At 46.8% G+C, this 25,371-nt stretch carries 23 protein-coding genes; 9 read left to right on the top strand and 14 right to left on the bottom strand.

Annotation, left to right across the window (positions count from 1 at the left end):
* Nucleotides 1–33: 33 nt before the first annotated feature.
* From QFZ51_RS08010 to QFZ51_RS08030, 5 genes are all read left to right on the top strand, one after another.
* The gene (locus tag QFZ51_RS08010; RefSeq protein WP_429044896.1) at nucleotides 34–1,128 is read left to right on the top strand and encodes a Nif3-like dinuclear metal center hexameric protein; all 1,095 of its coding nucleotides are present in this window, start codon (nucleotides 34–36) and stop codon (nucleotides 1,126–1,128) included.
* A 3-nt stretch (nucleotides 1,129–1,131) separates the two neighbouring features.
* The gene (locus tag QFZ51_RS08015; RefSeq protein ID WP_370909391.1) at nucleotides 1,132–1,884 is read left to right on the top strand and encodes a zinc ribbon domain-containing protein; all 753 of its coding nucleotides are present in this window, start codon (nucleotides 1,132–1,134) and stop codon (nucleotides 1,882–1,884) included.
* 282 nt (nucleotides 1,885–2,166) lie between these two features.
* Nucleotides 2,167–3,654, top strand: coding sequence for a tetratricopeptide repeat protein (locus tag QFZ51_RS08020; RefSeq protein ID WP_429044899.1), 1,488 nt, complete (start codon nucleotides 2,167–2,169; stop codon nucleotides 3,652–3,654).
* Between the two features lie 32 nt (nucleotides 3,655–3,686).
* Entirely contained in the window at nucleotides 3,687–5,342 is a 1,656-nt protein-coding gene (gene recN, locus QFZ51_RS08025; RefSeq protein ID WP_429044901.1) for a DNA repair protein RecN, read from the top strand.
* A 144-nt stretch (nucleotides 5,343–5,486) separates the two neighbouring features.
* On the top strand, nucleotides 5,487–6,299 hold the full coding sequence (locus QFZ51_RS08030) for an enoyl-ACP reductase FabI (protein ID WP_079469311.1): 813 nt from the start codon (nucleotides 5,487–5,489) through the stop codon (nucleotides 6,297–6,299).
* 155 nt (nucleotides 6,300–6,454) lie between these two features.
* On the opposite strand, the gene QFZ51_RS08035 is transcribed toward QFZ51_RS08030, so the two are convergent.
* Entirely contained in the window at nucleotides 6,455–6,676 is a 222-nt protein-coding gene (locus QFZ51_RS08035; protein WP_012794455.1) for a DUF2795 domain-containing protein, read from the bottom strand.
* Between the two features lie 100 nt (nucleotides 6,677–6,776).
* Here QFZ51_RS08035 and QFZ51_RS08040 point away from each other — a divergent pair, with 100 nt between their 5' ends.
* Complete coding sequence (locus QFZ51_RS08040; protein ID WP_370909395.1) at nucleotides 6,777–7,427, top strand: ABC transporter ATP-binding protein; 651 nt, start codon at nucleotides 6,777–6,779, stop codon at nucleotides 7,425–7,427.
* Here QFZ51_RS08040 and QFZ51_RS08045 read toward each other — a convergent pair.
* The 3 genes from QFZ51_RS08045 to QFZ51_RS08055 are packed head-to-tail and all read right to left on the bottom strand — an operon-like array spanning nucleotide 7,424 to nucleotide 11,462.
* Nucleotides 7,424–8,323 (bottom strand): histone deacetylase family protein, encoded by a 900-nt coding sequence (locus QFZ51_RS08045; protein ID WP_429044906.1) that lies wholly within the window; start codon nucleotides 8,321–8,323, stop codon nucleotides 7,424–7,426. The genes QFZ51_RS08040 and QFZ51_RS08045 overlap by 4 nt on opposite strands.
* Nucleotides 8,320–8,967, bottom strand: a complete 648-nt coding sequence (gene pdeM / locus QFZ51_RS08050; protein WP_370909397.1) for a ligase-associated DNA damage response endonuclease PdeM — start codon at nucleotides 8,965–8,967, stop codon at nucleotides 8,320–8,322. Before pdeM ends, QFZ51_RS08045 begins: the two co-directional genes overlap by 4 nt.
* 41 nt (nucleotides 8,968–9,008) lie before the next feature.
* Nucleotides 9,009–11,462, bottom strand: a complete 2,454-nt coding sequence (locus QFZ51_RS08055; RefSeq protein WP_429044907.1) for a ligase-associated DNA damage response DEXH box helicase — start codon at nucleotides 11,460–11,462, stop codon at nucleotides 9,009–9,011.
* A gap of 52 nt (nucleotides 11,463–11,514) precedes the next feature.
* Between QFZ51_RS08055 and QFZ51_RS08060 the strand changes: the two genes are divergently transcribed.
* Nucleotides 11,515–12,840: an NCS2 family permease gene (locus tag QFZ51_RS08060; RefSeq protein ID WP_429044908.1), complete on the top strand. Its 1,326-nt coding sequence runs from the start codon at nucleotides 11,515–11,517 to the stop codon at nucleotides 12,838–12,840.
* On the opposite strand, the gene QFZ51_RS08065 is transcribed toward QFZ51_RS08060, so the two are convergent.
* The 4 genes from QFZ51_RS08065 to QFZ51_RS08080 all read right to left on the bottom strand — a co-directional run bounded on the left by QFZ51_RS08065 (nucleotide 12,841) and on the right by QFZ51_RS08080 (nucleotide 16,138).
* Nucleotides 12,841–13,872, bottom strand: a complete 1,032-nt coding sequence (locus QFZ51_RS08065; RefSeq protein WP_429044910.1) for a S66 peptidase family protein — start codon at nucleotides 13,870–13,872, stop codon at nucleotides 12,841–12,843. It lies immediately after the preceding gene.
* A gap of 32 nt (nucleotides 13,873–13,904) precedes the next feature.
* Nucleotides 13,905–14,300 (bottom strand): ester cyclase, encoded by a 396-nt coding sequence (locus tag QFZ51_RS08070; RefSeq protein ID WP_429044912.1) that lies wholly within the window; start codon nucleotides 14,298–14,300, stop codon nucleotides 13,905–13,907.
* Between the two features lie 61 nt (nucleotides 14,301–14,361).
* On the bottom strand, nucleotides 14,362–15,219 hold the full coding sequence (locus QFZ51_RS08075; RefSeq protein ID WP_429044913.1) for a helix-turn-helix domain-containing protein: 858 nt from the start codon (nucleotides 15,217–15,219) through the stop codon (nucleotides 14,362–14,364).
* Between the two features lie 115 nt (nucleotides 15,220–15,334).
* Nucleotides 15,335–16,138, bottom strand: a complete 804-nt coding sequence (locus QFZ51_RS08080; RefSeq protein ID WP_429044914.1) for a PDDEXK nuclease domain-containing protein — start codon at nucleotides 16,136–16,138, stop codon at nucleotides 15,335–15,337.
* A 162-nt stretch (nucleotides 16,139–16,300) separates the two neighbouring features.
* On the opposite strand from QFZ51_RS08080, the gene QFZ51_RS08085 reads away from it, so the two are divergent.
* Entirely contained in the window at nucleotides 16,301–16,885 is a 585-nt protein-coding gene (locus QFZ51_RS08085) for a hypothetical protein (RefSeq protein WP_429044915.1), read from the top strand.
* Here QFZ51_RS08085 and QFZ51_RS08090 read toward each other — a convergent pair.
* Both QFZ51_RS08090 and QFZ51_RS08095 read right to left on the bottom strand, forming a co-directional pair.
* Nucleotides 16,794–17,573, bottom strand: a complete 780-nt coding sequence (locus tag QFZ51_RS08090) for a hypothetical protein (RefSeq protein WP_429044916.1) — start codon at nucleotides 17,571–17,573, stop codon at nucleotides 16,794–16,796. The genes QFZ51_RS08085 and QFZ51_RS08090 overlap by 92 nt on opposite strands.
* Before the next feature lie 98 nt (nucleotides 17,574–17,671).
* Nucleotides 17,672–18,169, bottom strand: a complete 498-nt coding sequence (locus QFZ51_RS08095; RefSeq protein WP_429044917.1) for an Lrp/AsnC family transcriptional regulator — start codon at nucleotides 18,167–18,169, stop codon at nucleotides 17,672–17,674.
* Nucleotides 18,170–18,277: 108 nt separating this feature from the next.
* Here QFZ51_RS08095 and QFZ51_RS08100 point away from each other — a divergent pair, with 108 nt between their 5' ends.
* A complete protein-coding gene (locus QFZ51_RS08100; RefSeq protein WP_429044918.1) occupies nucleotides 18,278–19,669 on the top strand; it encodes an MFS transporter in 1,392 nt (463 codons plus the stop codon).
* Here the strand turns inward: QFZ51_RS08100 and QFZ51_RS08105 are convergent.
* The 4 genes from QFZ51_RS08105 to guaA all read right to left on the bottom strand — a co-directional run bounded on the left by QFZ51_RS08105 (nucleotide 19,634) and on the right by guaA (nucleotide 25,329).
* Entirely contained in the window at nucleotides 19,634–21,238 is a 1,605-nt protein-coding gene (locus tag QFZ51_RS08105) for an ATP-dependent DNA ligase (protein ID WP_429044920.1), read from the bottom strand. The two genes, QFZ51_RS08100 and QFZ51_RS08105, sit on opposite strands and share 36 nt — an antisense overlap.
* A gap of 3 nt (nucleotides 21,239–21,241) precedes the next feature.
* Nucleotides 21,242–22,249 (bottom strand): ligase-associated DNA damage response exonuclease, encoded by a 1,008-nt coding sequence (locus QFZ51_RS08110; protein ID WP_429044922.1) that lies wholly within the window; start codon nucleotides 22,247–22,249, stop codon nucleotides 21,242–21,244.
* 73 nt (nucleotides 22,250–22,322) lie between these two features.
* Complete coding sequence (locus QFZ51_RS08115; protein WP_429044924.1) at nucleotides 22,323–23,633, bottom strand: ABC transporter substrate-binding protein; 1,311 nt, start codon at nucleotides 23,631–23,633, stop codon at nucleotides 22,323–22,325.
* A 130-nt stretch (nucleotides 23,634–23,763) separates the two neighbouring features.
* On the bottom strand, nucleotides 23,764–25,329 hold the full coding sequence (gene guaA / locus QFZ51_RS08120; RefSeq protein WP_429044926.1) for a glutamine-hydrolyzing GMP synthase: 1,566 nt from the start codon (nucleotides 25,327–25,329) through the stop codon (nucleotides 23,764–23,766).
* Nucleotides 25,330–25,371: the final 42 nt, after the last annotated feature.

Genomic DNA, 25,371 nt, shown 5'->3' on the forward strand with positions numbered 1-25,371 from the left:
GATGCCGGGAATGAACCATTAATTTTTGCAGATATGAAGATAAAAGAGATCATACAGGCCATCGAACAGTTCGCGCCTTTGCAGTACCAGGAAAGCTACGACAATGCCGGGCTTATTTTCGGGCGGGCGGATGTGGAGGTGACCAATGCCCTGCTTACCCTGGACGCCACTGAAGCTGTTATTGACGAAGCCATTGCAACCGGATGTAACCTGGTGATTGCCCACCATCCCATTGTTTTCGGGGGATTGAAGAAGATTAATGGGAATAATTATGTAGAACGGGTGGCTATTAAAGCCATTAAACATGATATTGCCGTGTATGCAGCGCATACCAACCTGGATAATGTACGGAACGGGGTATGTGCGCAGATGGCGGCTAAACTGGGGCTGGAGCAAACGCGGGTATTGCAGCCTAAGCGGGGATTATTAAAAAAGTTATTCACATTTGCGCCTTCGGCAGATGTGGAAACGGTAAGGGCTGCCTTGTTTGAAGCGGGCGCCGGCCATATTGGCAATTACAGTGAATGCAGCTTCAACGGCGCGGGAGAAGGCACCTTTAAAGGGGCGGAAGGCACTGATCCTTACGTAGGTACGCCCGGAAAACGACATTTTGAGGCCGAAATAAAGTTGGAAGTAATTTTTCCGGTATATTTGGAAGGAAAAATTTTACAGGCGCTGTTGAGCAGCCATCCCTACGAAGAGGTGGCTTATGACATAGTAAGCCTGGAAAATGCTTATCAGCAGGTAGGTTCGGGATTGATAGGTACTTTGCCGGAGGCAATGGAAGAGCTGGAATTTTTACAGTTTGTAAAGGAGCAGTTCCGGACTGGTTGTGTGAAATATACTCCTTTGAGAGGGCGTCCCGTAAAAAAAGTGGCGTTGTGTGGTGGAGCGGGCAGTTTCCTGTTGAAACAGGCAATATCGGCCGGGGCAGATGCCTACATTTCGGCTGATTTCAAGTATCATGAATTTTTTGACGCTGACAATCAATTAATTATAGCAGATATCGGACATTTTGAGAGTGAGCAGTTCACAGTGGAATTATTTTATCATATATTGACCGAAAAATTCCGTAATTTTGCGCCTCTTAAATCTACGATTAAAACAAACCCGGTAAATTATTTATAATACATGGCAACCGTAAAAGAATACTCCGTTGAAGAAAAATTAGCGTCTGTACTCAGATTGCAAAAGATCGATTCCAAGCTGGATGGGATCCAGGTGTTGAAAGGGGAGTTGCCGATGGAGGTAAAAGACCTGGAAGACGAGATCGAAGGCCTGAACACACGTCAGTCTCACATTGAGAATGAAATGAAAGGTATACAAGACTTTGTTGCCAGCAAGAAAAACGCCATCAAAGAAGCGGAAGCGCTGATCAAGAAGTACGAGAAGCAGCAGGATAATGTGAAGAATAACCGTGAGTTTGAAGCCATCACCAAAGAAATGGAGATGCAGGCGCTGGAAATCAAGCTGGCTGAAAAGCATATCAAGGACGCTAACGAAGAGATCAAGGAAAAAAGCCGCGTACTGGAAGTAGCCAAGAAAGCGGTGGCAGATAAAGAAGCGAACCTGAAGCACAAGAAAGGCGAACTGGAAAAGATCATCGGCGAAACAGATAAAGAAGAGAGAGCATTCCGCAAAGAAAGTGAAGATGCTAAAACCAAGGTAGATCCCCGCTTATTGCAGGCTTACGAAAAAATCCGTAAGAACTACCGCAACGGTTTGGCTGTAGTAACTGTAGAGCGTGATTCCTGCGGTGGGTGCTTTAATGCGATCCCTCCTCAGCGTCAGGCAGAAATCCGTCAGCACAAAAAGATCATCGTTTGTGAGCACTGCGGACGTATCCTGGTGGATAACGATCTCGAAGCGACTGTGACTATCTAAAATATAGTCCCTCAGCAATAAGTATTTAAAAGGACATCTCCGGATGTCCTTTTTCTATTGGTGTATGTGCATAAAAAAATATACTAATTTATTTAGTTTTGTTTTACTAATTATATTAGCTTTGTGTGCATTGCCGTTGCGCAGGTACCTTGCGTAGTAGTTCTTTTATTTTGTGGCAGGGATTTAGCTAAAACAATGCAACTTTAAAAAATGTGAAGTGTTATTTGGGATTTGGAGGATGTTATGAGAGATTTGGCCTTTAATTTTGGAATTTTTCCCCGTATGCGTATTATTTTTTCTTTGTTGTTATTGTTGAGTGTAGGATTTAACGTGAGCGCCAGGCAGAAAGTATTTGATTTTAACACCCGCTGCGAGCAGGCATATGATGCCATTATGCAGCTGAGGTTAAACACCGGTAAGGCTTTGCTGGAAGCAGAAAAAAAAGAGCATCCGGATAATCTGGCGCCCTATTTCCTGGATAACTATGCAGATTTTTTCCCACTCTTCTTTAATGAAGACCCTGCAGAGTATTCAAAGAAAAGGAGTCTGCGTTCCTTCCGGCTGAATAAAATGGCAGAAGGTTCCCCGGACTCGCCTTATTACCTGTACACACAGGCGGCCATCAAATTCCAGTGGGCCCTGATCAAAATAAAGTTTGATGAAAAATGGGATGCGACCTGGGAGATCCGGAAAGCATATATCATGCTGAAAGAAAACCAGCAACGGTTTCCGGGCTTTGTTCCCAACAACCTGCTGCTGGGCGCCATGCAAACCGTATTCGGCACTATTCCGGAAGGCTATAAGTGGATCACCAATATCCTTGGCCTTAAGGGCAGTATGAAAGAAGGCATGGCGAATGTGAATAAGTTCATTGAGAGCAATGCGCCCGAAGCCAGAATGTTCCGGGAAGAATCTTACTACTATTATTGCTACCTGATGTTGTTTATTGTGAATAAACCGGAAGAAACGTGGGAATTCTTACAAAAAAAACAACTGGATACTAAAAATAACTACCTGTTTGCTTTAATGGTGGCGAACCTTTCTTTAAACAACCAAAGGGCAGCTACCGGCATAAAAGTGTTGCAGGAACGGAATGATACAGCGGAGTATGCGGACATGCAGTATTACAATTATGTAATGGGATTACTGAAATTAACACGGCTGGATCCGGATGCACATATTTACCTGGAGCGGTTTGTCAGTAATTTTAAAGGCAAGTTTTATGTGAAGGAGTGTTTGCAGCGACTCAGCTGGTATTATTACCTGGAGGGAAACCAGGCTGCGGCAGATAAATACCGCGCCCTGATCCTCACAAAAGGGGGACTGGAAACGGACGCCGACAAACAGGCACTGAAAGAAGCCAAAACCGGTAAATGGCCCAACCCATTCCTGTTGCGCGTACGTTTACTGAGCGATGGCGGATATTTCAATAAAGCGCTGGCATTGCTGCTTACCAAAAAAGCGGCTGAATTCCCTGCAATGGAAGATAAGCTGGAATATGCCTACCGTTTGGGCCGCATATATGATGAAAGCGGGCAGGATGATCAGGCCATTGCCATGTACGAGGTAACCGTGAAAGTGGGCAGCAACAGGCCGGAATATTATGCGGCACGGGCTTCCCTCCAAATGGGTTACATTTATGAAAAGAGAAACGAAAAAGCCAAAGCCATAGAATGTTATCAGCGTTGTCTGAACATGAAAGGCCACGATTATAAGAATTCCCTTGACCAGCGCGCCAAAGCAGGCATGCAGCGGGTAAACGGAACCTGAGCTTTCAACATCATAAAGGAATTTCCTTACTTATGTTACAGCGACTAACCATCAAGAACTACGCAATTATCGATCACCTGGAAGTAGACTTCTCAGGGAACCTGAATGTGATCACCGGAGAAACCGGTGCAGGTAAATCTATCCTCCTCGGAGCCCTTTCCCTGATACTCGGAGAAAGAGCAGACCCGGGAGTATTGTTCGATAAAACCGGCAAATGCATCATAGAAGGGCTCTTTAAAGTAAAGAAATCACAGGTGGCGGCCTTCTTCCAGCAGCATGAGCTGGATCTGGAAGATCAGCTGATCATAAGAAGAGAAGTAAGTGCTGCCGGTAAATCAAGGGCGTTTGTAAATGATACGCCGGTGAACATCTCCCAGCTGGCAGAACTCAGCGGATACCTGGTAGACCTCCATCAACAATTTGATACACTGGCGCTCGGTAACGCCGATTTCCAGCGCGAAGTGATCGATGCCCTGGTAAACAAACCAACGGAACTGCAACAGTACCACCAGGGATTTGTTCAGTACACACAGGTACAGAAGAAATACAAACAGCTGCTGGATAACCGCGACAATGCCAACAAAGAGCTGGACTATAACCGCTTCCTGCTTGATGAACTGGCGGAAGCAGGCTTCAACACCAACGAAATAGAAGAACTGGAAGCAGAACTGCAAACATTGAGTCACGCAGAAGAAATAAAGAACACCCTGAACCGGGTTTATTTCCAGCTGAAGGAAGATGAACAACCCATTCTTCAACAGCTGAAACAGCTGCAGTCATCGCTGCAGGCCTTATCTGCCTTCCATAAAGAGATGCCCGCGGTATCTGAACGGCTATTGTCCACTTATCTCGAACTGCAGGATATTGCCGGTGAAGTGGAAAGCATCAACGACCATGTACAATATGATGCGCAACGGATAGAACTGGTGAATGAAAGAATGGCGCTGGGTTACCGTTTGTTCAAGAAACATGGGGTGCATACCACTGCCGAATTGCTGGCCATAAAAGAAGTGCTGACACAGAAAGTAGAGGATGTACTAAACCTGGACGAACAGCTGGCATCACTGGAGCAGGAACAAACCCGGCTGAAAGAAAGCCTGCAGCAAGCGGCCGCAGTCATCACCGGGCATCGCCAGGAGCAGGCCGGTCCTTTTGAAAAACATGTAAACACTTTACTGGCGCAGGTAGGTATGCCTAACGCCCGCCTGAAAGTAGACATCATACCCGGAGAACTCAATTCATACGGACAGGATACCATCGAATTCCTGTTTGACGCCAATAAGAGCAACCAGTTTGCACCAGTGGGCAAAGTGGCCTCTGGTGGGGAATTGAGCCGCATCATGTTATGCATCAAGTCGCTGGTAGCCCAGTCGGTAGCGCTGCCTACCCTGATCTTTGATGAAATTGATACCGGTATTTCAGGAGAAGCTGCCCGCCAGGTGGGAGTTATTCTGAAAGATCTGGCCAAATCACACCAGATCATCTGTATTACCCATCAGCCACAGATAGCCGGGAAAGCAGATGCACATTACTTTGTATATAAAGACGCTAAAGCGGATAAAGTAACTACCAGCGTACGTTTATTGTCGCAGGACGAACGGGTGAATAAAATTGCCCAGATGCTGAGTGGAGAACGGCCTACTGCCGCTGCGCTGGAGAACGCCCGCGAAATGCTGGCCGTACATTAATAAACTGCTATCTCATAATAGCTGTTAGCCTTTAGCAGGCTGCATTTAGTTAAAGACTAACCGTCTAAATGCTGGTCGCTGACAGCTAACAGCTTTTTTTTTCAACTATAACGACTATTTTTGCCGAAATTAATTTTTGACCAAATGGCTCATAACTTATTAAAAGGGAAGAAAGGTATCATCTTTGGCGCACTGGACGACAAGTCTATTGCCTGGAGAACTGCACTGCGTTGCGTGGAAGAAGGCGCTGAAATTGTGCTTACCAATGCCCCTATTGCCCTGCGTATGGGTGAGATCAACAAACTGGCGGAAACCTGTAAGGCACCTGTTATTCCGGCTGATGTTACCAATATGGATGATCTGGCCAACCTGTTCAACAAATCCATGGAGCACTTTGGTGGTAAGATCGACTTCGTTCTCCACTCCGTAGCAATGGGTATGAACATCCGTAAAGGCAGAAGCTATACCGACCTGGATTACGATTTTAATCACAAAACATTTGATATCTCTGCGATGTCTTTGCACCGTGTGCTGCAAACAGCCTACAAGCTGGATGCACTGAACGAATGGGCATCTGTTATCGCATTGTCTTATATCGCGTCTCAGCGTGTATTCCCCGATTATGGTGAAATGGCCGACGCAAAAGCCTTGCTGGAATCAATTGCACGCAGCTTCGGTTACCATTACGGTACCCACAAAAAAGTACGTGTGAACACCATCTCCCAGTCACCGGTTAAAACAACCGCAGGTGGCGGTGTGAAAGGTTTCGATGGCTTTATGTCCTATGCAGAGAAAATGAGCCCGCTGGGTAATGCCACTGCAGACGAATGCGCTAACTACGCTGTAGCCATGTTCTCTGACCTCACCAAAATGGTGACCATGCAGAACCTGTTCCACGACGGAGGTTTCTCCTTCACCGGCGTTTCCAAACCGGTGATCGACCAGATGGAAAAATAAACCAGTTATTTATTGAGCCCGGCGATGCAGCAGAAACAATCATTTCTGCCACATCGCCGGATCTCTGAATACCAAAAATAAAAGCCGCTTCCTTATCAGGAGCGGCTTAGTAATTATTTGTCATAGTTGAACGGGAGTGCGGTCAGTGATACTGGCTAATATTCATCCTCATTAAAGAAGAAGTCATCCTGCGACGGATAATCAGACCAAATATCTTCAATCCCCTCATAAATTTCCCCTTCATCCTCCAGCTCCTGAAGGTTCTCGATTACTTCGATCGGTGCACCGGAACGAATGGCGTAGTCGATAAGTTCGTCTTTAGTAGCTGGCCATGGAGCGTCCTCCAGGTATGAAGCTAATTCTAATGTCCAGTACATCTTATTAAAATTTTTACTTTTTAATTTTCCGCAAAAGTATTATTTAATTTGAAATAAACAACTTTTACTATTTTATCGGTTAATTACTTTTCTTTGGGTTATGCTAACCGCTCGCAATGTTACCAAAAATTATTCCAATTTACCCATATTAAAAGGGGTAGACATTACTGTCAGTAAGGGAGAGATTGTAACCATCGTAGGCTCCTCCGGAGCTGGTAAGAGTACCTTGCTGCACATTCTTGGAACCCTTGATACACCTACTGCTGGCAGTATCTGGCTTAATGATGTCAATCTGACCGGTTTAAAGGGAAACGCCCTGGCCGATTTCAGGAACCGTCATATTGGCTTTATTTTCCAGTTCCATCACCTACTGCCGGAATTCACTGCCCTCGAAAATGTGTGTATCCCCGGTTATATCGCCGGCACCCGCAAAAGCCAGGTAAAGGAAAAAGCGGTGTTCCTCCTGGAAACGCTCGGATTAAAAGACCGGCTTGAGCACAAACCCAACGCCCTCTCCGGCGGAGAACAACAGAGAGTGGCTGTAGCGCGCGCCCTCATCAATGATCCCGACGTGGTAATGGCAGACGAACCTACCGGTAACCTCGACTCCCGTAACGCGCGGGAACTGCATCACCTGTTCATGGAACTGCGCGATAAACTGAAGCAAACCTTTATCATTGTTACGCATAATGAAGAACTGGCGCCTATGAGCGACCGCCAGCTGGTAATGAAAGACGGGAAAATTATTTAACCGTAAATACGGATGCCTGCCTTAAAAGTATTACAGTGCGCATTTACGATATCGCGAATGTGGGTGGAATAACCTCCTCCCATCGCCACTGCACAGGGGATGTGATGTTTTTTCAGTGAATGGAAAACCATTTCATCCCGTTCCAGGCAGCCCTGCTGCGTTACCTTCAGTTTCCCGAATTTATCCGTTTCCAGGATATCTACCCCGGAAAGATAAAAAACAAGATCCGGTTTTACCCGGTTAATCAGCACTGGCAGGGCTTCTTCCAGCAACTGCAGGTAAGTGCCGTTATCCATACCGTCTGCCAGGGGAATATCCCAGTCGGATGTTTCCTTATGAAATGGATAATTGTGTGCGCCATGCATACTAAACGTATATACATGAGGGTTACCGGCAAACAGTGCGGCGGTGCCGTTGCCCTGGTGCACGTCGAGGTCTATCACCAGTGCCTGTTTGATACGTTGCCGGTGCAGCAGGTAATTGGCAGCTACAGCAAAATCGTTGAGCAGGCAGAAACCTTCCCCATGATCCGCAAACGCGTGGTGGGTGCCGCCAGCTACATTAAAACCAATACCATGATCGAGCGCATGCAGCGAAATATCGATGGTGCCCTGTGTAATCACCATCTCGCGCAGGGTAAGCGCAGGCGATTGGGGGAAGCCTATTTTCCGCTGTTCCCGGGGCTCCAGCGTTTGGTCTCTCAGCTTATGCCAATATGCGGCGGTATGTGTTAAGAGAATAGTTTCTTCTGTAACCGGTTCGGGAGCGAATAACTGCCAGGGGGTGATAATGCCTTCCCGCAGCAGCTGTGCTGGTATCAGTTCATACTTAAGCATCGGGAAACGATGATCTGCCGGCAAAGGATGGGTATATATATCGTGACTAGCAATCTTCATTGGGCGCGTATAATCGATTTTCCGGCTATTACAAACACAGGATCCCTTTCCTCGGGGTCAAGGTTCGCGGAACCGGTAAAGTGGCCAAAAGCGGGTAAAATGCCGCAATGCCGGCCAAAATAAAAGCAGGGTAAACGCAGCCGTTGCCTGCCGGCTCCATGCATCACGAAAGCCGGGTGCAGGTGTCCGGAAAAAGTATAGGCGAAGCCATTGTTGTCTTCACAAGGCTCATGGATAAAATGAATATTACGCAAAGTAAGTGCAGGGTGTACATTGATCTGCAGCTGCTCATACACAGCATCGGCCATAATATCATGATTACCTTTCACCAGGTCGAAGGAGATCCTGGAAAACTGCTGCCGCCATAATTTAAAATACTGCACTTCATTGTTCTCCCGGCTATGAAACATATCTCCCACTATAATAATTCTGTCTGGCAGGTAATGGGTAATCAGTTGCTGTAACCGGAACAGGTCTTCCTGTACAATACCCGCCGGCACGGCAATCCCTGCCTTCCGGAAATGAGCCGCCTTCCCCAGATGCAGATCTGAAAGGATCAGCGCTTTTTCTTCTTCCCAGAAAATTGCCCGCTGAGGTGATAAATGCCAATGCTGTTCCTGAAAGTGAAATATTTCCGCGACCACTGGATCAACTGTTTTTTAATGAGGTGCAAATTAGAGATTTCTTAACCGTTCACCGTGATCAATTTTTTGATCCGGTCTTCCAGCTTTTCGCTGGTCATGGTGTCACGTAAACTGTCTACTTTAATCGGGAAGCAGAAAGGCGTGAGCTTTTGTGGTGTGGTGATCACGATCCTGCTAACGGCAATGCGTTCCAGCGTTTCCCTCAAACGGGCCTCTTCCATCTGGTAAAAGAACGCCTCGTTGAAAGCCTGCTTTAGCAGCAGGTTTTGCGGATCGTAGTCTTTGAACACGTTAAACAACAACGAAGCCGACGATTGCAGGTGACGGTTAGCCTTGTGTTTACCGGGATATCCCTGGAATATCAAACCGGCTATCACCGCAATGTCGCGGAATTTTCGCCGGGCCATCTCGGTAGAGTTTACACTGGTTTGCAGCTCCATCAGCAGGTTTTCGGTAGAAAAAAGCTGTTTGGCGTTTTCGGCCGTCAGCGGAATAGGCTGATCAGACAACAACTCAAAGCCATAGTCATTCATGGCGATAGAAAAAGTAATGGGCTGGATACGGCTGATCCGGTAAGCCAGCAGCGCCGCCATTACTTCATGCACCAGCCGCCCTTCGAAAGGATACACGAAAAGATGGTAACCGTCTTTGGTAGCTATCTGTTCAATCAACAGTTCATTGGCTTTTGGAATATGCGACAGTTCTTCCTGAAGGTTGAACAGTGGTTGTAAGGCAATCAGCTCCGGATCTTTTGTATTACGCGAAAGCGCCTCATTAAATTTTTCGCGCAGCATCCGTCCCAGGTTGGAAGAAAGTGGAATACGGCCGCCCTGGTAGCTGGGCACAATCGATCTTTTTGAATTTGATTTGCGGACCAGTACCGTCATATCTTTGATCAGGACAAATTCCAGGTTGCGGCCAGCCAGGGTAAAGGAATCGCCGGGCGACAGGCGGGAAATGAAACCCTCTTCGATGACACCGATGTAGCCTCCGCTCATGAACTTCACTTTGAGCATCGCGTCGCTTACAATGGTGCCTATATGTAAACGGTGGCGCATGGCCATCATCCGGCTGCGGCAGATGTAGAAGTTACCTTCCCGCTCTACTTTTTTGAATTCATCATAACTGCCCAGCGCCTCGCCGCCGGTGGTGAGGAAGGAGAGGAGCCACTGCCAGTCATCTTCGGTAATATGCTGATAGCAAAAGGTATGTCTTACTTCTTCCCATATTTCATTGGCATGAAAGCCGTCGGATACCGCCAGCGTCATGAGGTATTGGAGTAATACATCATAAGCGAGTAGCACCGGCATCCGGCTTTCTATAAGATCCTGTTCCATAGCGGCTTTCAGCGCTGCCGCTTCTACCAGTTCCAGGGCATGGGTAGGCAGGAAGAAAATTTTACTGATGGCTCCCGGCTGATGTCCGCTACGGCCGGCTCTTTGCAGGAATCGGGCCACCCCTTTCGGGCTGCCCACCTGTATAACGCTGTCTACCGGCCGGAAGTCCACCCCGAGGTCCAGGCTGGCCGTACATACCACCGCTTTCAGGATACCGTTGTGCAGGGCTTCTTCCACCCATATACGCAGTTCCATATCTATAGAGCCATGGTGCAAAGCCAGTGCGCCTGCCAGCATGGGATCTTCACGGAGAAGCGCCTGGTACCACAGCTCCGACTGTGACCGGGTATTGGTAAATATTAGGGTGGTTTGACTGTCGTTGATAATGGGTAACGACTGTGGCAGCATTTTGATGCCGAGATGCCCTGCCCACGGATAATTTTCTATTTCGTGGGGGATCACGCTTTTCAGGGCAATATTCTTTTTCAGTTTGGCGCGGATAATAAGGCCATCGCTATGATAGGGGCCCAGCAACACTTCCAGCGCTTCATCGAGGTTGCCGATGGTAGCGGAAATCCCCCAGACTTTTAGCTGATGCTGTCGCAGTCCCCTCAGCCGGCTGAGACCCAGTTCCACCATTACACCGCGTTTACTGCCTATCAGCTCATGCCATTCGTCTACCACCACGGTGTGCAGGTATTTAAATACGGAAGGGTATTCTTTCTGCGCCAGCAGCAGGTGCAGGCTTTCCGGTGTAATAATAAGTACTTCCGGCATTTGCTTTTTTTGTGCCGCCCGCGTGGCAACGGGTGTGTCGCCACTGCGGATGCCTACCTGCCAGGGAACATTGAGTTCCTGCAGGGCGCTTTCCATGGCCCGGCCCAGGTCTTTGGCCAACGCACGCAACGGCGTTATCCATAATAGCTGTAACCCGTTTTTTGTTTTGTGGGTATAATCTTTCGGGTGCGCATCTATCCAGGCGATAACGGCGCCCAGGAACAGGGAGAAGGTTTTTCCGAAACCTGTAGGTGCATTTACGATTCCTGATTTGCCCTGCAGGTAAGCCTTCCAGGCATCCTCCTGGAATTTGAAGGGCTTCAGTTCTTTTTCGCCCAACCAATTATTAATCACTTTCCATCCACCCGAACGTTGTTGCATAGGAATGAAATTAGGATAAAATGATAAATCGTGAAACGCTTATTTTTGCATCATGCTCGCAAAATTTTTCCGGCTCTCCGAACATCACACTACTGTTAAGAAAGAAGTATTGGCAGGGTTAACCACCTTTTCCACCATGGCGTATATCCTGGCCGTTAATCCCAGTATCCTGTCGCGCACAGGAATGGATTTTAATGCGTTGATTACCGCTACTGCCCTGGCCGCTGCCATTGGCACATTGGTGATGGCATTATATGCCAGGTTACCTATTGGCGTAGCGCCGGGGATGGGCCTAAACGCATTTTTCGCCTACACCATTGTATCTTCTATGGGCTACAGCTGGCAGTTTGCGCTTACGGCCGTTTTCCTGGAAGGCATTATTTTTATTTTTTTGTCGATGTTCAGGATCCGGGAGGCGATCATCAACAGCATACCGGAAAATCTGAAGCATGCTATTTCAGTGGGTATCGGGTTATTGATTGCCTTGATAGGCATGGCCAATGCAGGTATTATTGAAACGGGGATGCATCATGTGGGCGGCGGAAAGCTGGATGGTGTGATCCTGAAGATGGGCGATGTGACCAGTATCGGCCCCCTGGTAGCGCTGATAGGACTGATCGTAAGTGCGGTGCTGATGTACCGGAATGTGAATGCCGCGTTGCTGATTGGTATCCTGGCTGCAACGGTAGTGGGTATTCCGCTTGGCATCACGCATTTGCCGGCCAATGGTCACCTGGTAAGTCTGCCGCCTTCGCTGGCGCCGATAGCCTTTAAGCTGCAATTCGATAAAATATTCACCCTGGATATGGTGATGATCCTGTTCACCTTGTTAATGGTAAACCTGTTTGATACGGTAGGAACGCTGATTGGTCTTTGTAATAAGGCAGGCCTGCTGGATGAGCAGGGCCGGCTTCCCCGCGCCAAGCAGGCTTTGATGGCAGATGCGGTGGGTACTACGGCGGCAGGCTTATTAGGGACCAGCGTAGTAACCGCTTATGTAGAAAGTGCCAGCGGAATTGCCGCCGGTGGTAAAACCGGTTTAACGGCGCTTACAGTAGCTGTTATGTTCCTGCTCTCCCTTTTCTTTGCACCTGTTTTTGCTATGATTCCACAAGCTGCCACTGCACCGGCTTTGATCATTGTAGGGATGTTGATGATGGGAGCGGTCACCAAAATTAATTTCAATGATGTAACAGAAGCAATTCCTGCATTCCTGGCTATTGTGATGATGCCATACAGCTATAGCATTGCAGAAGGCATTGTGTTTGGTATGTTGTCTTACGTATTACTGAAAGTATTAACCGGGCAATACAAAAGCATCAGCCCGGTCATGTATGTACTGGCCGTGTTATTTATCATTACATTTCTTGTAAAGTAATTATTCCTTTAAAGTAACCGTGTCGTCGCCAACATAGAGGGAATGCATCATGCCGCATTTAAGGGCATAGTTATTTTTCTGATGTCCTACGGGGAAATTAAAACACACGGGGAAGTTAAAATCTTTCACTTTTTCCAGTACCATATCATACACGGTTCTGCCAAATTCTTCACCGGGATCATCCGGCTTAATCCTGTTAAATCCGCCAATGATAAGGCCTGCGAGATTATCGAGTTTATGTGAGCGCTGCAGGGTGCCTAACATACGGTCAAGGCTATACGGGTATTCGCCCACCTCTTCCAGAAACAGGATCTTCCCGTTGGTGTCAATTTCCGAATTGGTGCCTGACATACTTTGAATAATAGACAGGTTACCGCCGGTGAGCACCCCTCTCGCCTTTCCTTTCCTGTTGCGGGTATCCGGTAAGGCGCTGTATTGCATTTTTTTGCCGGTAAGCGCCTGGTAGATAGACATGATGGTATCCTGGATAACGGGTTCTGATTTTCCGAAATCGTCCGGGAAGCTGTTACACATTTTTGAATGCAGGGAAGCGATACCAAAGTGCCGGCTAATATGGCAATGCAATACGGTAGCGTCGCTGAAACCAATCACCCATTTGGGTTTCCGCTGAAAGCGGGAGAAGTCGAGTTTGTCCACAATCCGTGCGGTACCATAACCACCCCGGCCGCACATAATAGCCTTAATATCATCATCATTCAGCATGGCTTGTAAATCCGCGAGTCGTTCCGCATCGGTACCGCCGAAACTATAGTCCCGGTCGCCCACGGTTTTGCCTATACGAATATTAAAACCCCAGCTTTCCATAATCCGGATCGCGGGCTGGATCTCCTCCCTGCTGATATATCCTGCGGGGCAGGTAATGCCGATGATATCACCGGGTTTCAGATAAGGAGGAACAAGCGGTTCCTTCTTATCTGAAGGAGCAGATAACCCAATGCCGGCGAGTGTTTGCAGTGCCGGCAGGCCCGCGCCGGTGGTAATAAGAGCAGACAAAAAGTGTTTGCGGTTCATACGCTTAAAATAAGCATATTTCAGCAAATAATTTATGTGGTGATCATTTCACGGATAGACCAGTGGGCAATGTATTGCCCGTCTTTCAGCTGTATGATATCAATAATACGCAGAGTGGCTTTTTTGCCGGTGGGCGCCTGTCCCATAAAAGGTGCGGTGAAGGTGCCTGTAAATGCTTTGCGGGTTACTACCTTGTCATCTTCCGCTATCATATCAAAAATTTCCAGTTGAAGATCCGGCATAGCAGGGTGTAGTAACTGTAGGATAAAATCGCGGGTGGCAATACGGTCGTTGTTGCCGGCAGGTGCAGTATGGTTAATAAAGTCCGGTGCTACTATTTCTTCAAAAGCCTGCAGGTTGCCTTTCACCAGGAATTCTTCATTGAAGCGTTTTACCACTGCCTTATTCTTTTCAGATAATGTTTGCATATTCTTCTTTTTATAAATGCAAAATTATCCCCGAATACGCATCGCCGGTAACGGAAAAAGCTCAGATGATAGCTTTTTTGGCTCTTACATGATTGGGCGTGATACCATAAGTTTGTTTGAAGATGCGAATGAAGTGGGACGTGCTTTCAAAGCCACAGGCAATAGCTATTTCAGCTACCTGCTGTGTAGTGGTTTCCAGGAGCATGTGTGCATAGGACAGTCGCTGCTCATTGATCCACCGCCGGGGCGAGGACTGGTATTGCTGCTGGAAATCCCGCTTGAAGGAAGCCAGGCTGCGGCCGGACAACCTGGCCATTTCTGCCAGGGTAATAGGTTGAAACAGATGTTGTTTTACAATAAAGGCAATGTCCTGCGGCTGTGCATATACAATCTGTTGCATAAACGCCAGCACGGAAGCATGTTGCGGCGTAGCCAGCAATAGGAGGAATGCCTCGTATAGTTTTACAGATAACAGCGCCGCCAGCGTAGACGGTGTTTGTGTAAAGTAGGCGGTATAATGTTCCCCGAAAACTTCCAGCAATGGAGTAATGGGCAAGGTAAGATGACTGGTGGCAGCAGATTTTACAGGCGTAAGGTAATTGTATTTATGGAGGAACCTGCGCAGTTGTTCATCTGAAAAATATAACAGCAAACTTTGAAATTGTATTTCTTCCCTCACATAGTCGGACATTACGTAAAACCCACGTTTCATTAGCAATACAGAACCCGCTTCCACTTTTACAGTATGCTGGTCGAAATGCAGCAGTTTATGTCCCGCCAATACAAATATTATCACGTTTTCCGTCAGGAATATAGTGCGTTTATCAGCCTTACTCCTTTGCTTTAACATGGCGAAGTGGGTATTGCCTGCTTTGAGGATCTGCTGCCCGTTTTGATCTTTGGGAAATTTGAGTAACATGGGGGTAAAGGTACACGAGATTTGCTAAAAATAGATTTTTAAGAAGCTGGTTGCTTATTGGCAATTTGCTCCCGGATAAATTGCTTTTCGCGTTCAAGTTCATTTTTTGAGATCTTCAAACATCCGAACATACATATCCATCTGCCCAATATCCTGATGTGTGAGGTCCTTTAATTTTCAGGTCAATTAATACGAAGCATTTTAAAATATAGTTGTAGAAAACCATGTCTATGAAAAACACTTTAGTATCTGTCTTAATACGATATTGGCGTCCAACGAATGAGAAGCCTTTACCTAATTCGAGTAAGAATGATTGTAAATTGGTAATAATCGCAGACTCAATTTCGCTTTCTGAGTATCCGGTTGGCCACTCTAATCCTAGAAATTCCAAAACATAAGGGTTTTTGATAACATCGTCAGGCTTTGTTTTTTCCATTTTTTGCTCGGCCAATAAGGCCTCCCTTTTATTAGAGGTCGATAATATCCGTTCGTAATAAAGGGTATTGATATTGCGTTCAAGCTGGCGAGTACTCCAGGATTGCTCTGCAGTCTCTATAAGGTAATATTGCCTGGCTGTTGGGCTGTCAACTCGTAAAATAATGCGATAATGAGTCCAACTCAATTCGGGGCGCAGTGCGTCCCGAATTGGGAATAGCTGGTAAAATTGCCGCATACGGCGTAGTTCTCTTTCATCAAAACCCTTCCCAAACTCCTTAGTTAGGTGCCTTGCAAGTTCCTTTATCAGAAAGGTACCATAATCTGCACGTTCCTTTCCTAACTGCTCTTCTTCAAAAATACGTTTGCCGATGTTCCAGTATACTTCTACCATTGCAGAATTAACAGCGGCATATGCTTTCTGTCTGGCGGTAAAAAGCATGCTTTTAATATCTGCTAAAAATGATGTTTTTATATTGACCATTAGGTGTAATTTTTATGTTCAAAGTATATACACCATTGTTTGTGTAAACGTCACATTGCTGCTGCTGTTTTATATATTTTTGACTGCAATTTTAACTTTTCTGTAGAGGAGAACGTTACTATTAATGGCAACATTTTTGAACTCATTTCCTAAACGAAAACTATGCGCCTCCTTATCATTTTCTTATCCATCTTATCCGCTACCTCCGCAGCATTCGCCCAGAAAAGCGCCTGGCTCATCACACCCGGAAAATCAATCGGACAAATAAAACTCGAAGCACCGGCACAGAGCCTGGCGGTATTGGGGAAACCGGATGGCGGCGATGCCGCTATGATGAAAGCCTGGCGGATATGGTACAGCCGCAGAAAAGACGACAGTATTGATTCGTCGCATATGCTGGCCGTATTTACCGCGATGCGCACACAGGATACGCAGTACGTAAAACAGATCCGCGTAAATTCACCGAAGTTCAGAACCCATAAAGGCGTGGGACCAGGAAGCAGCATTGCAGCCATCAAAAAAGCATATCCGGGTGTTCAAAAAGCACAGGCCTATGAATCTGCTAATAAGGCAAGAAAAATTGTAGTATATGAGGATAAGAAACAGGGCATTGCTTTTGAAACAACCAACTCCCGCAGCAGGAAGCCGGTATGTTCTATGGTAGTTGTTTTTGATCCGGGGGAATCTGCAGCAGGCTATCTCGACTTTCACGCGGGTTTTGATTTGATGAACCCCGTGGCGCCATAATTTTTCGCCGGCTCTCCATCTTTTTCTTTCTCATTTCCCGGTCCAGTTCGTGATAGTATTCCCTGGGGTGGTCGTAGTGCCGTTTTTCCCTGTGCTGATGTATACAGATGCCGATATTATAGAGCAACGACATGCTGAATATACCTTTGATATCAGGATTGTTGTTGCTGAAGTTAAACATATAGGAAGACTGCAGGCTCCATGAGGAATTACCCATAGGGAAATTGATGCTGCCATCCAGCACCAGGCCATGCGCATGTACTTCCACCGTATCGATACCGGGTCCCGGATCCACATAGCGGCGGCCATTGTGCGCTGCGTAGCCTGCTCCAACAGAGTACCCAATATATTTATAGCTTCGGGGAGTGGCAGCATTGCCAAAAGTATAATGAACGGTAACGGGAATATTCACCATCCATCCTGGCTGTATAGGGCCGCCGGAAATCTTATCGCGATCAGTACGCCGGTCAGAACCAATGGAAGGGCCCATCGCAAAGCAGACGCCAACTGATAAACTCTCCTTCTCAGAAAATTCATAAAAATTAAATCGGGGCTCAAAACTAAAAGCCAGGGCGCCGTAATGATAGCCACCAATACCGCCTATTCCGGCAGCAGATTGAAAAGATTTCTTTTGGGCAGTGACAGTAGCAGTTACAAACATTAACAGGGATAGGTAAAGGTATTTCATAGGTTTAAAACGGGTAAATAAGTTATAAGGTTACAGTATATATTTTTTTGTGTATCAATTTTATCGTGTACTGCTGATCCCTAACCCGTTTGCTGGTGTTAAAACACTACCTGGTGCGTTGCTTTAATCACGGAAATCACAAATATGCTTTGTGTATGACTCAGATTGTCTAACTCACCCAGTTTATTCACGTAAAATTCACGGTACTCATCCATGTCTTTTACCTGTACTTTGATCATGAAGTCAAACTCTCCTGAAATATTCAGGCACTCCGTTACTTCCGTGAAACCCAGTATTTCCTGGATGAATTTCTTACCGCACTTTTTATTGTGTTCTTTCAGGGTGATATAACATAAAACAGTGAGGCTCTTATTAATCTTCCTGGGATCTACGATGGCTGCATATTGTTTGATAACGCCTGCCTGTTCCATTTTCCGGATCCGCTCGTACACCGGAGTAGTGCTGAGGTTCAGCTGACGGGCAATATCCCGGATGGTCATTTTTGCATCCTGCTGTAATAACTTCAGGATACCCAGGTCTTTCTCATCCAGGTTCAATTGTATGTCCTCCGTATTATTTTCTTTTTTGCTTACCATGTGCATATGTGTTTGGAACAAATATCTAATTTATTGCGGGATTATAGCCGTTTGTTCTAAATTTTTAGGAATTAAATTCCTTTTGAGATGTTTTAATACGTTTGTACTGTGAAAAAGGAGCGAATCATATTAACAGTTGCCTGCATGGCTATCTTCTTTGAAGCATTGGATGTATCTGTGCTCAACATGGCGATTCCGCAGATGGAATCATTTTTTCATTTTGATGCAGCTGCCATTCAATGGGTACAAACCGTGTATGTTTTATTTTATGGGGGACTCGTATTGCTTGGCGGCCGGCTGGCAGATACTATAGGAAGAAAGAAAGTATTTGTAACAGGCGCCTGCTGTTTTGTGCTGGCTTCCCTGGCAGCAGGTTTTTCCCAAAACTTCACCTGGCTGCTGGTATGCAGGGCACTGCAAGGCGCCGGTGTGGCATTAGCCATTCCGGCGGCAATGGCTATTATTACCAATACTTTTAAAGAACCGGTAGCAAGAAACCGCGCATTCGGAATTTTTGGCGCTACAGCGGGCATTGGATTTGCCACGGGGCTTGCTATCGGCGGATTAATCAGCAATTATCTCGGGTGGCAATGGGTATTTTTTATTAATGTACCGGTAATAGGACTGGCAGTGATATTGGCGATGGCATATATTCCCGCTGATGAAAAGACCGCGGCAAAACCAGCGCATAACTTACTCAGTGCATTATTGATTACCGGACTGATGATGCTGGCAGCATGGCTGATCCATGATCTTGGCAATATCACCTACCACTATATGGAATACTGCCTGTGGTTATTACTGTTCCTCGCAGCCGGTATGTTTTTTATACGCCGTGAACGCGTACATCCGTCTCCGTTAGTAGACTTTAAATTGTTCAGGTCACAGGGGGTGATCACCGGAAATATAGGAGCAGTAATGCTGGGTTGTATCTTTCTAAGCTATATTTTTATGCTCACCATCTACCTGCAACAGGATCTGCACTTCACCTCTTCACAGGCCGGCCTGCTGTTATTCCCCTTTAGTATTTTATCAGGTGTCATTTCAAAATTTATATTACCCCGTTTGTTTAGCAGGCTGGGCGTGGTAAAAACAGGCATGCTGGGAAATGCTTTTATGGCATGTGGCATACTCTTTTTTATCGTGAGCTACTTCACAGATTATAGGTTGTTGTTTATTTTTTGCGCGGTAGGCTGTATCAATTCATTTGGTATGGCTATTACTTTCCCGTGCGTAACTATCCTGGCGGTGCAGTCGGTGCCCGAACCACAGCAGGGACTTGCTTCTGGCATTAATGGGACGGCCAATGCGTTGGGCGGCGGCCTGGGTTTATCTTTGGTCGGATTGATGATGCAGCTGGCTTCAATAAAGGGTTGGAGCAGCTATGGCGCAGGATTAACCATGCTGGCGATGATTGCGCTGGCAGCTATTATACAGCTGCTGGTATTTTATAGGCGCAATCAATCAGCTGCTGGTGTTGTGGCCGTTCACCCGCAATAGTTCTTTCAGGTCTTCAAGCGTATTTATTTCTGCTACCGGCTTATCTTTCCTCCACCGGTTGATACGTGGAAAGCGCAGGGCTACTCCGGATTTGTGGCGGTTAGAGGCGGCAATGCCTTCAAAGGCAATTTCAAATACCAGCTGCGGCTGCACCGTTCTTACCGGTCCGAATTTTTCAATAGAGTGGCGCTTGATCCAGTTATCCACTTCCGCAATTTCTTTGTCTGTCAGGCCGGAATAGGCTTTGGTAAAGGCTACCAGTTGATCGCCATCTTTTACTGCAAAAGTGTAATCAGTATATAAATTTGAACGGCGGCCATGACCTTTCTGTGCATATATCATCACGGCATCTATTACCAGTGGATCTATTTTCCACTTCCACCAGTCGCCGCGTTTGCGGCCTACCTGGTAAGCGGTTATCTTTTTCTTGAGCATCAGTCCTTCACTGCCTTTATCGCGTGATTGAAGCCGCAGTTGCGTTAACTGATCCCAGCTGTCAAAAATAATTTCGGGCGATAACTGCAATACCGGCATCTGCATATTCTGCACCAGCGCTTCCAGGAGTGCACGGCGTTCTGCCAGCGTTTTTTCCCGGATATCGGTTCCTTCCCATTCCAACAGATCGTAACACAGGAATATAACCGGTGCTTCCTGGAGTTGTTTGCGGGTTACATTTTTACGGCCTATCCTGGTTTGCAGTGTTTGAAAGGGTAGTGGGAGGCCATTGGCAAAGGTGAGTATTTCTCCATCCAGTACAGTACCATCCGGTAGAGCGGCAGTTAATGGCGTAAACTCCGGGAACTTTTCAGTGATCAGTTCTTCTCCCCGCGACCATACAAACAGTTGTCCTTCCCGCTTGATGATCTGCCCGCGGATGCCGTCCCACTTCCATTCCGCCTGCCAGTCTGTTTCCGGCCCCAGTGATTCCGGTAATCCTTCCAGTGCGTAAGCGAGATAAAATGGATATGGCCGGGAAGCGTCTGCGCCGGTAGTATGCTGATGCAGCAGTTCTTCGATCGTAACATTATGCGGATCCCAGTTGCCGCTGATCATATGTGAAAGCGTAGCAGGTTCAATCTGGTACGTTTTAGCGAGTGCATTCACCATCATTTTCTGCGACACGCCTATACGAAATCCACCGGTGATCAGCTTGTTGAATACAAACCTTTCCCCGCTGTCCAATGCATCCCATGCCTGCAAAATAAAAGCCTGTTTCGTTTCTTCGGTTGCTTTCTCCAGTTGCTGCAGCTGCTCCAGCCAGTAATGCAGGGGCGCCGCTATAGGAGTGGTGCGTGGTGGCAGCAGCAACGCGATGGTTTCCCCGAGATCTCCCACCGTATGATAGCATTCTTCAAAAAGCCAGTCGGACAACCCCGTGGCCTGCATGCACCAGGTTTTCAGTTGTGTGCTGTTGACCGTTCGTTTGGGCCGGCGACCTGAAAACAATGCCAGCACCCAGGTTTTATCTTTATCCGGCGCTGTGGCAAAGTATTGGCTCAGCGCCCCCAACTTCTCATTGGTTTTGGTGCTGTTGCTTAATAATTGTACCAGTTCAGCAAATTGTTGCACGGTTTACGATTCAGGATTATTAATAATTTCCTCATCGCCATACGAAGTAGTTACTTCTTTGGCGGCAATACCTTTTTCTGTAAGATAACGGGCAAATACGCTGCTGAAGCCATGAGTGGCATATACCTGTTCTGCTCCGGTAGCGGTTACCGCCTCCAGCAAGCCGGCCCAATCCGCATGATCCGATAATACAAATCCCGCATCCGCATTCCTGCGGCGCATATTACCACGCACCTGCATCCAGCCACTGCAAATACCCAGTGAGTATGGCTGGAATCTGCGCATCCAGACATTATCTTCCGCCGAAGGCGGGGCAATAATTACCGCATTCTTAAACGCAGTTTTAGGTGTTTCGGGCGTTATTCTTTCTACGGGAGGTAGCGCCCATCCTTCCTGCAGCAGCACTTCATGGGGAATGGCGATGGCGCCATGCGCCAGAAAATGATCCACTTTATCTTTCAGGTGATATAGCAGCCGTTGTGCTTTCCCCAGGCTGTAAGCCAGTAGCACACTGGCCTTACCGGCCTGCTGATTTTCGTATATCCATTGGGTGATGCCATCAAAGATCTGTTGCTGCGGCGCCCAACGGTAAATAGGTAACCCGAAAGTAGATTCGGTAATAAACGTATGGCAGCGGATAGGTTCGAAGGGGGCCGACAGCCCATCATTTTCCAGTTTGTAATCCCCGCTGGCTACCCATACTTCTCCATCCTGTTCCACCCGTATCTGTGCGGAGCCAATGATGTGGCCTGCGGGATGCAGGGATACTTTTACCCCGTTAAAAAAAATAGTTTCTCCATAGGCGACGCCCTGTACCTGGATGTCGTTGCCAAGCCTTAACCGCAGTAAGGGAACACTGGCATTTTCACATAAGTAGTATTGATTTCCCCACCTGGCGTGATCGGAATGTGCATGCGTGATCACCGCTCGTTTGACGGGTTTCCAGGGATCAATGTAGAAATCGCCTGCAGGGCAGTAGATGCCGTTGTCGGTAAATTGCAGCACATTCATATAGGGAATGTACGTAAAAAAAATCGTGCCACGACAACCGCCGTGGCACGAAGTAAGTGGTGTTGCAAAGCAACTATTTATTCATTTTAATGTCTACGCTGTCGCCCTTCTGGATGATGTAGATATTTTTATTTTCAAAGTAGGAAGGCGTTTCCTCTCCTTCTTTCAGATACACCGGAAGGAAGTTATAGTTGGTGATCACTTTGGGGGAAGTACTCACCATATTGTTGAAATAAACGCCATTGGTATACAGCAGTTTTACAAAGTAGTAGGTCAGGTCAAAGCCTTTGAAAGCCATGTCAGACGGGCGTGCTTTGTATACCCTGCGGAAATAATCGGAAACATACCGGCTGTAGTAATCTGTTTTGTCGTTATAATAGGGAGATGAATAAAATACCTGTAAGCCTTTAAACTCGGGTTCTTTCAGCTTAATCACGTCCCAGGTGGGCATACCAAAGATCTGCAGCGGATAGGTAGTGGCAGAAATGCTCAGCTTACGCAGCAGGCTTTTGGCGCCGGCTTCATCCAGGGCAGTTACGATGACAGCATTGGTACGGTCTGCCAGCAGGTATTTGGAAATTTCTTCTGGTGTGGTGGCCTCATTCCATACTACTTCCCGGATCCTTGATTTTTTGGTACTTTCCATTTTATCATAGGATGCCTTGAAATCTGCTGCCAGCCTTGTTTCAAAGGCCGTGTTCCTTCGGAACAACACAATGTTTTTGGTGGCAAATGCGTCCTGGATATAATTCTGGAGCGCGTCGCAATGTGTTTTCAGCGTGCTGTTGGAGATGTATAAAAACGGGTTGTTGCTGATACCGCCATCGTTGGGGAAGGTACCGGAAACAAAGTTGATCTCTTTGTTTTTGGCAAAGTCGCTCAGTTCTTTCAGCTCCGGGTTGCTCACAGCACCCAGGATCAGGTCCGTTTCATCGAGCGCTTTGCTGCGGATCAGGGAAGATACACTTTGCCTTGCTTTGCTGTCATATACGGTCACTTTCAGGTTATATCCCTGTTGTTGCAGCGTATCCAGTGCCAGTTGCGCGCCTTCATAAAATTCGAGACCAGGCAATACATACCGTGGCATGGTCCGGCCGGGAATTTCACTGCTGTTGGCAAAAACGGAATCGAGGTATAATGGTGCGAAGAAGGCAATGTTATAGGAAGCTTTTTTAACTTCTTTCCCAAATGCGGGCACATTAAAAGGCGCTTTTGCAGCGTCTTTCTTATTATCCTCCGGTTTTTTGGCCGGTGTAGGTTTACTCAGAGATGGTGGTGGCCCGTCTACCTTACTGGCACTTTTCCTGGTAGATGAGCAGGAGCTGATCAAAACCAATAAAGCCAATCCGGATAACAGGTGCTTAATTGAAACTAAGTGGTTCATAATTGGCGCTAATTTACAAAAATCATTCCGGGGAATGTGAAATAAAGCATTACGGAGTTATGGATAGAAGAAATTATCTGTCTATCCACAACTCCGTAACTATAGCTCAGTATTTTATTGCTTCCTTTTTTTATTCCCACTCAATGGTAGCAGGTGGCTTGGAGCTGATATCGTATACTACGCGGTTAATGCCTTTTACCTTGTTAATGATGTCGTTAGACATTTTAGCGAGGAATTCATAAGGCAAATGCGCCCAATCGGCGGTCATTCCGTCTACAGAAGTTACTGCACGTAAAGCTACTGTGAATTCGTAGGTACGTTCGTCGCCCATTACGCCAACGCTTTGAACCGGTAGCAGGATGGTGCCCGCCTGCCATACTTTGTCGTATAAGCCGGCTTCTTTCAGTCCTTCTACATATACATTATCCGCTTCCTGCAGCATGTGTACCTTTTCGGGGGTAATGGCGCCGAGGATACGGATGGCCAGGCCAGGACCCGGGAAAGGATGGCGGCCCAGGAATATTTCGCTGATGCCAATTTCACGACCCACGCGGCGTACTTCATCTTTAAAGAGGAAGCGCAGCGGTTCTACCAGTTGCATATTCATCTTTTCCGGCAGCCCGCCTACGTTGTGGTGCGACTTGATAGTAACGGAAGGACCGTTTACGGAAACGGATTCAATTACATCGGGGTAAATGGTACCCTGGCCCAGGAAAGAGATATCAGTAAGGTGAGTGGCTTCCTGCTGGAAAACATCGATGAACAGGCCACCGATGATCTTTCGTTTTTGTTCCGGATCGGAAACGCCTGCCAGTTTTCCGTAAAAAAGATCTTTTGCATTGATCCCTTTTACGTTCAGTCCCATGTGTTTATAAGATTCCAGTACGGTTTCAAATTCGTCTTTTCTCAGCAAACCATTATCCACAAAGATGCAGAACAGGTTTTTGCCGATGGCTTTATGGATCAGTTCAGCGGCAACGGTAGAGTCCACACCGCCGCTGAGGGCCATTACCACTCTTTTATCGCCTACCTGCGCCTTGATCTTTTCTACGGTTTCATGTACAAAAGCCGCCGGTGTCCAGTCCTGGCTGCAGTTACAGATGTGTAACAGGAAGTTGCGGAGGATCAGCTTACCTTCCAGGGAATGGGTTACTTCCGGGTGGAATTGTAAACCAAACATCGGGTTGGCGGCCAGCGTAGTATTTTTGAAAGCTGCTACCGGGATATTTTCTGTAGTGGCAATAATTTCGAAAGCTTCAGGAATACGTTTAATGCTATCTGCGTGGCTCATCCATACCTGGCTTTTTGCAGAGATATCATATAATAACTTTTCCTCTTTGTCGTTGTGCTCCATAAAGGCGCGTCCATATTCACGGAGGTTGCTTTTAGCCACTTCACCGCCAAAAACTTTGGCCATCATCTGTGCGCCGTAGCAAATACCGAGTACGGGTACTTTTGCAGCAATCGCGGCAATATCAATGATAGGCGCATGCTCATCATTCACCGAAAAAGGACTGCCTGATAATATAACACCTTTAATAGTTTCGTCCCAGGCAATGGGCTGAAGGCAAGGTTTAATTTCGCAATAAACATTCAGTTCACGGATGCTGCGTGCAATCAGCTGTGTATACTGGGAACCGAAATCGAGGATAAGTATCTTTTCTGTCATGGTGGTGCAAAGATAAAGTCCTTCCACGAATTTCGGATTTGGAAATTCGAATTTCGGAAATCTGGCGTA

This window comes from Chitinophaga sp. W3I9, from assembly GCF_050434025.1.
Classification (GTDB): Bacteria; Bacteroidota; Bacteroidia; order Chitinophagales; family Chitinophagaceae; genus Chitinophaga.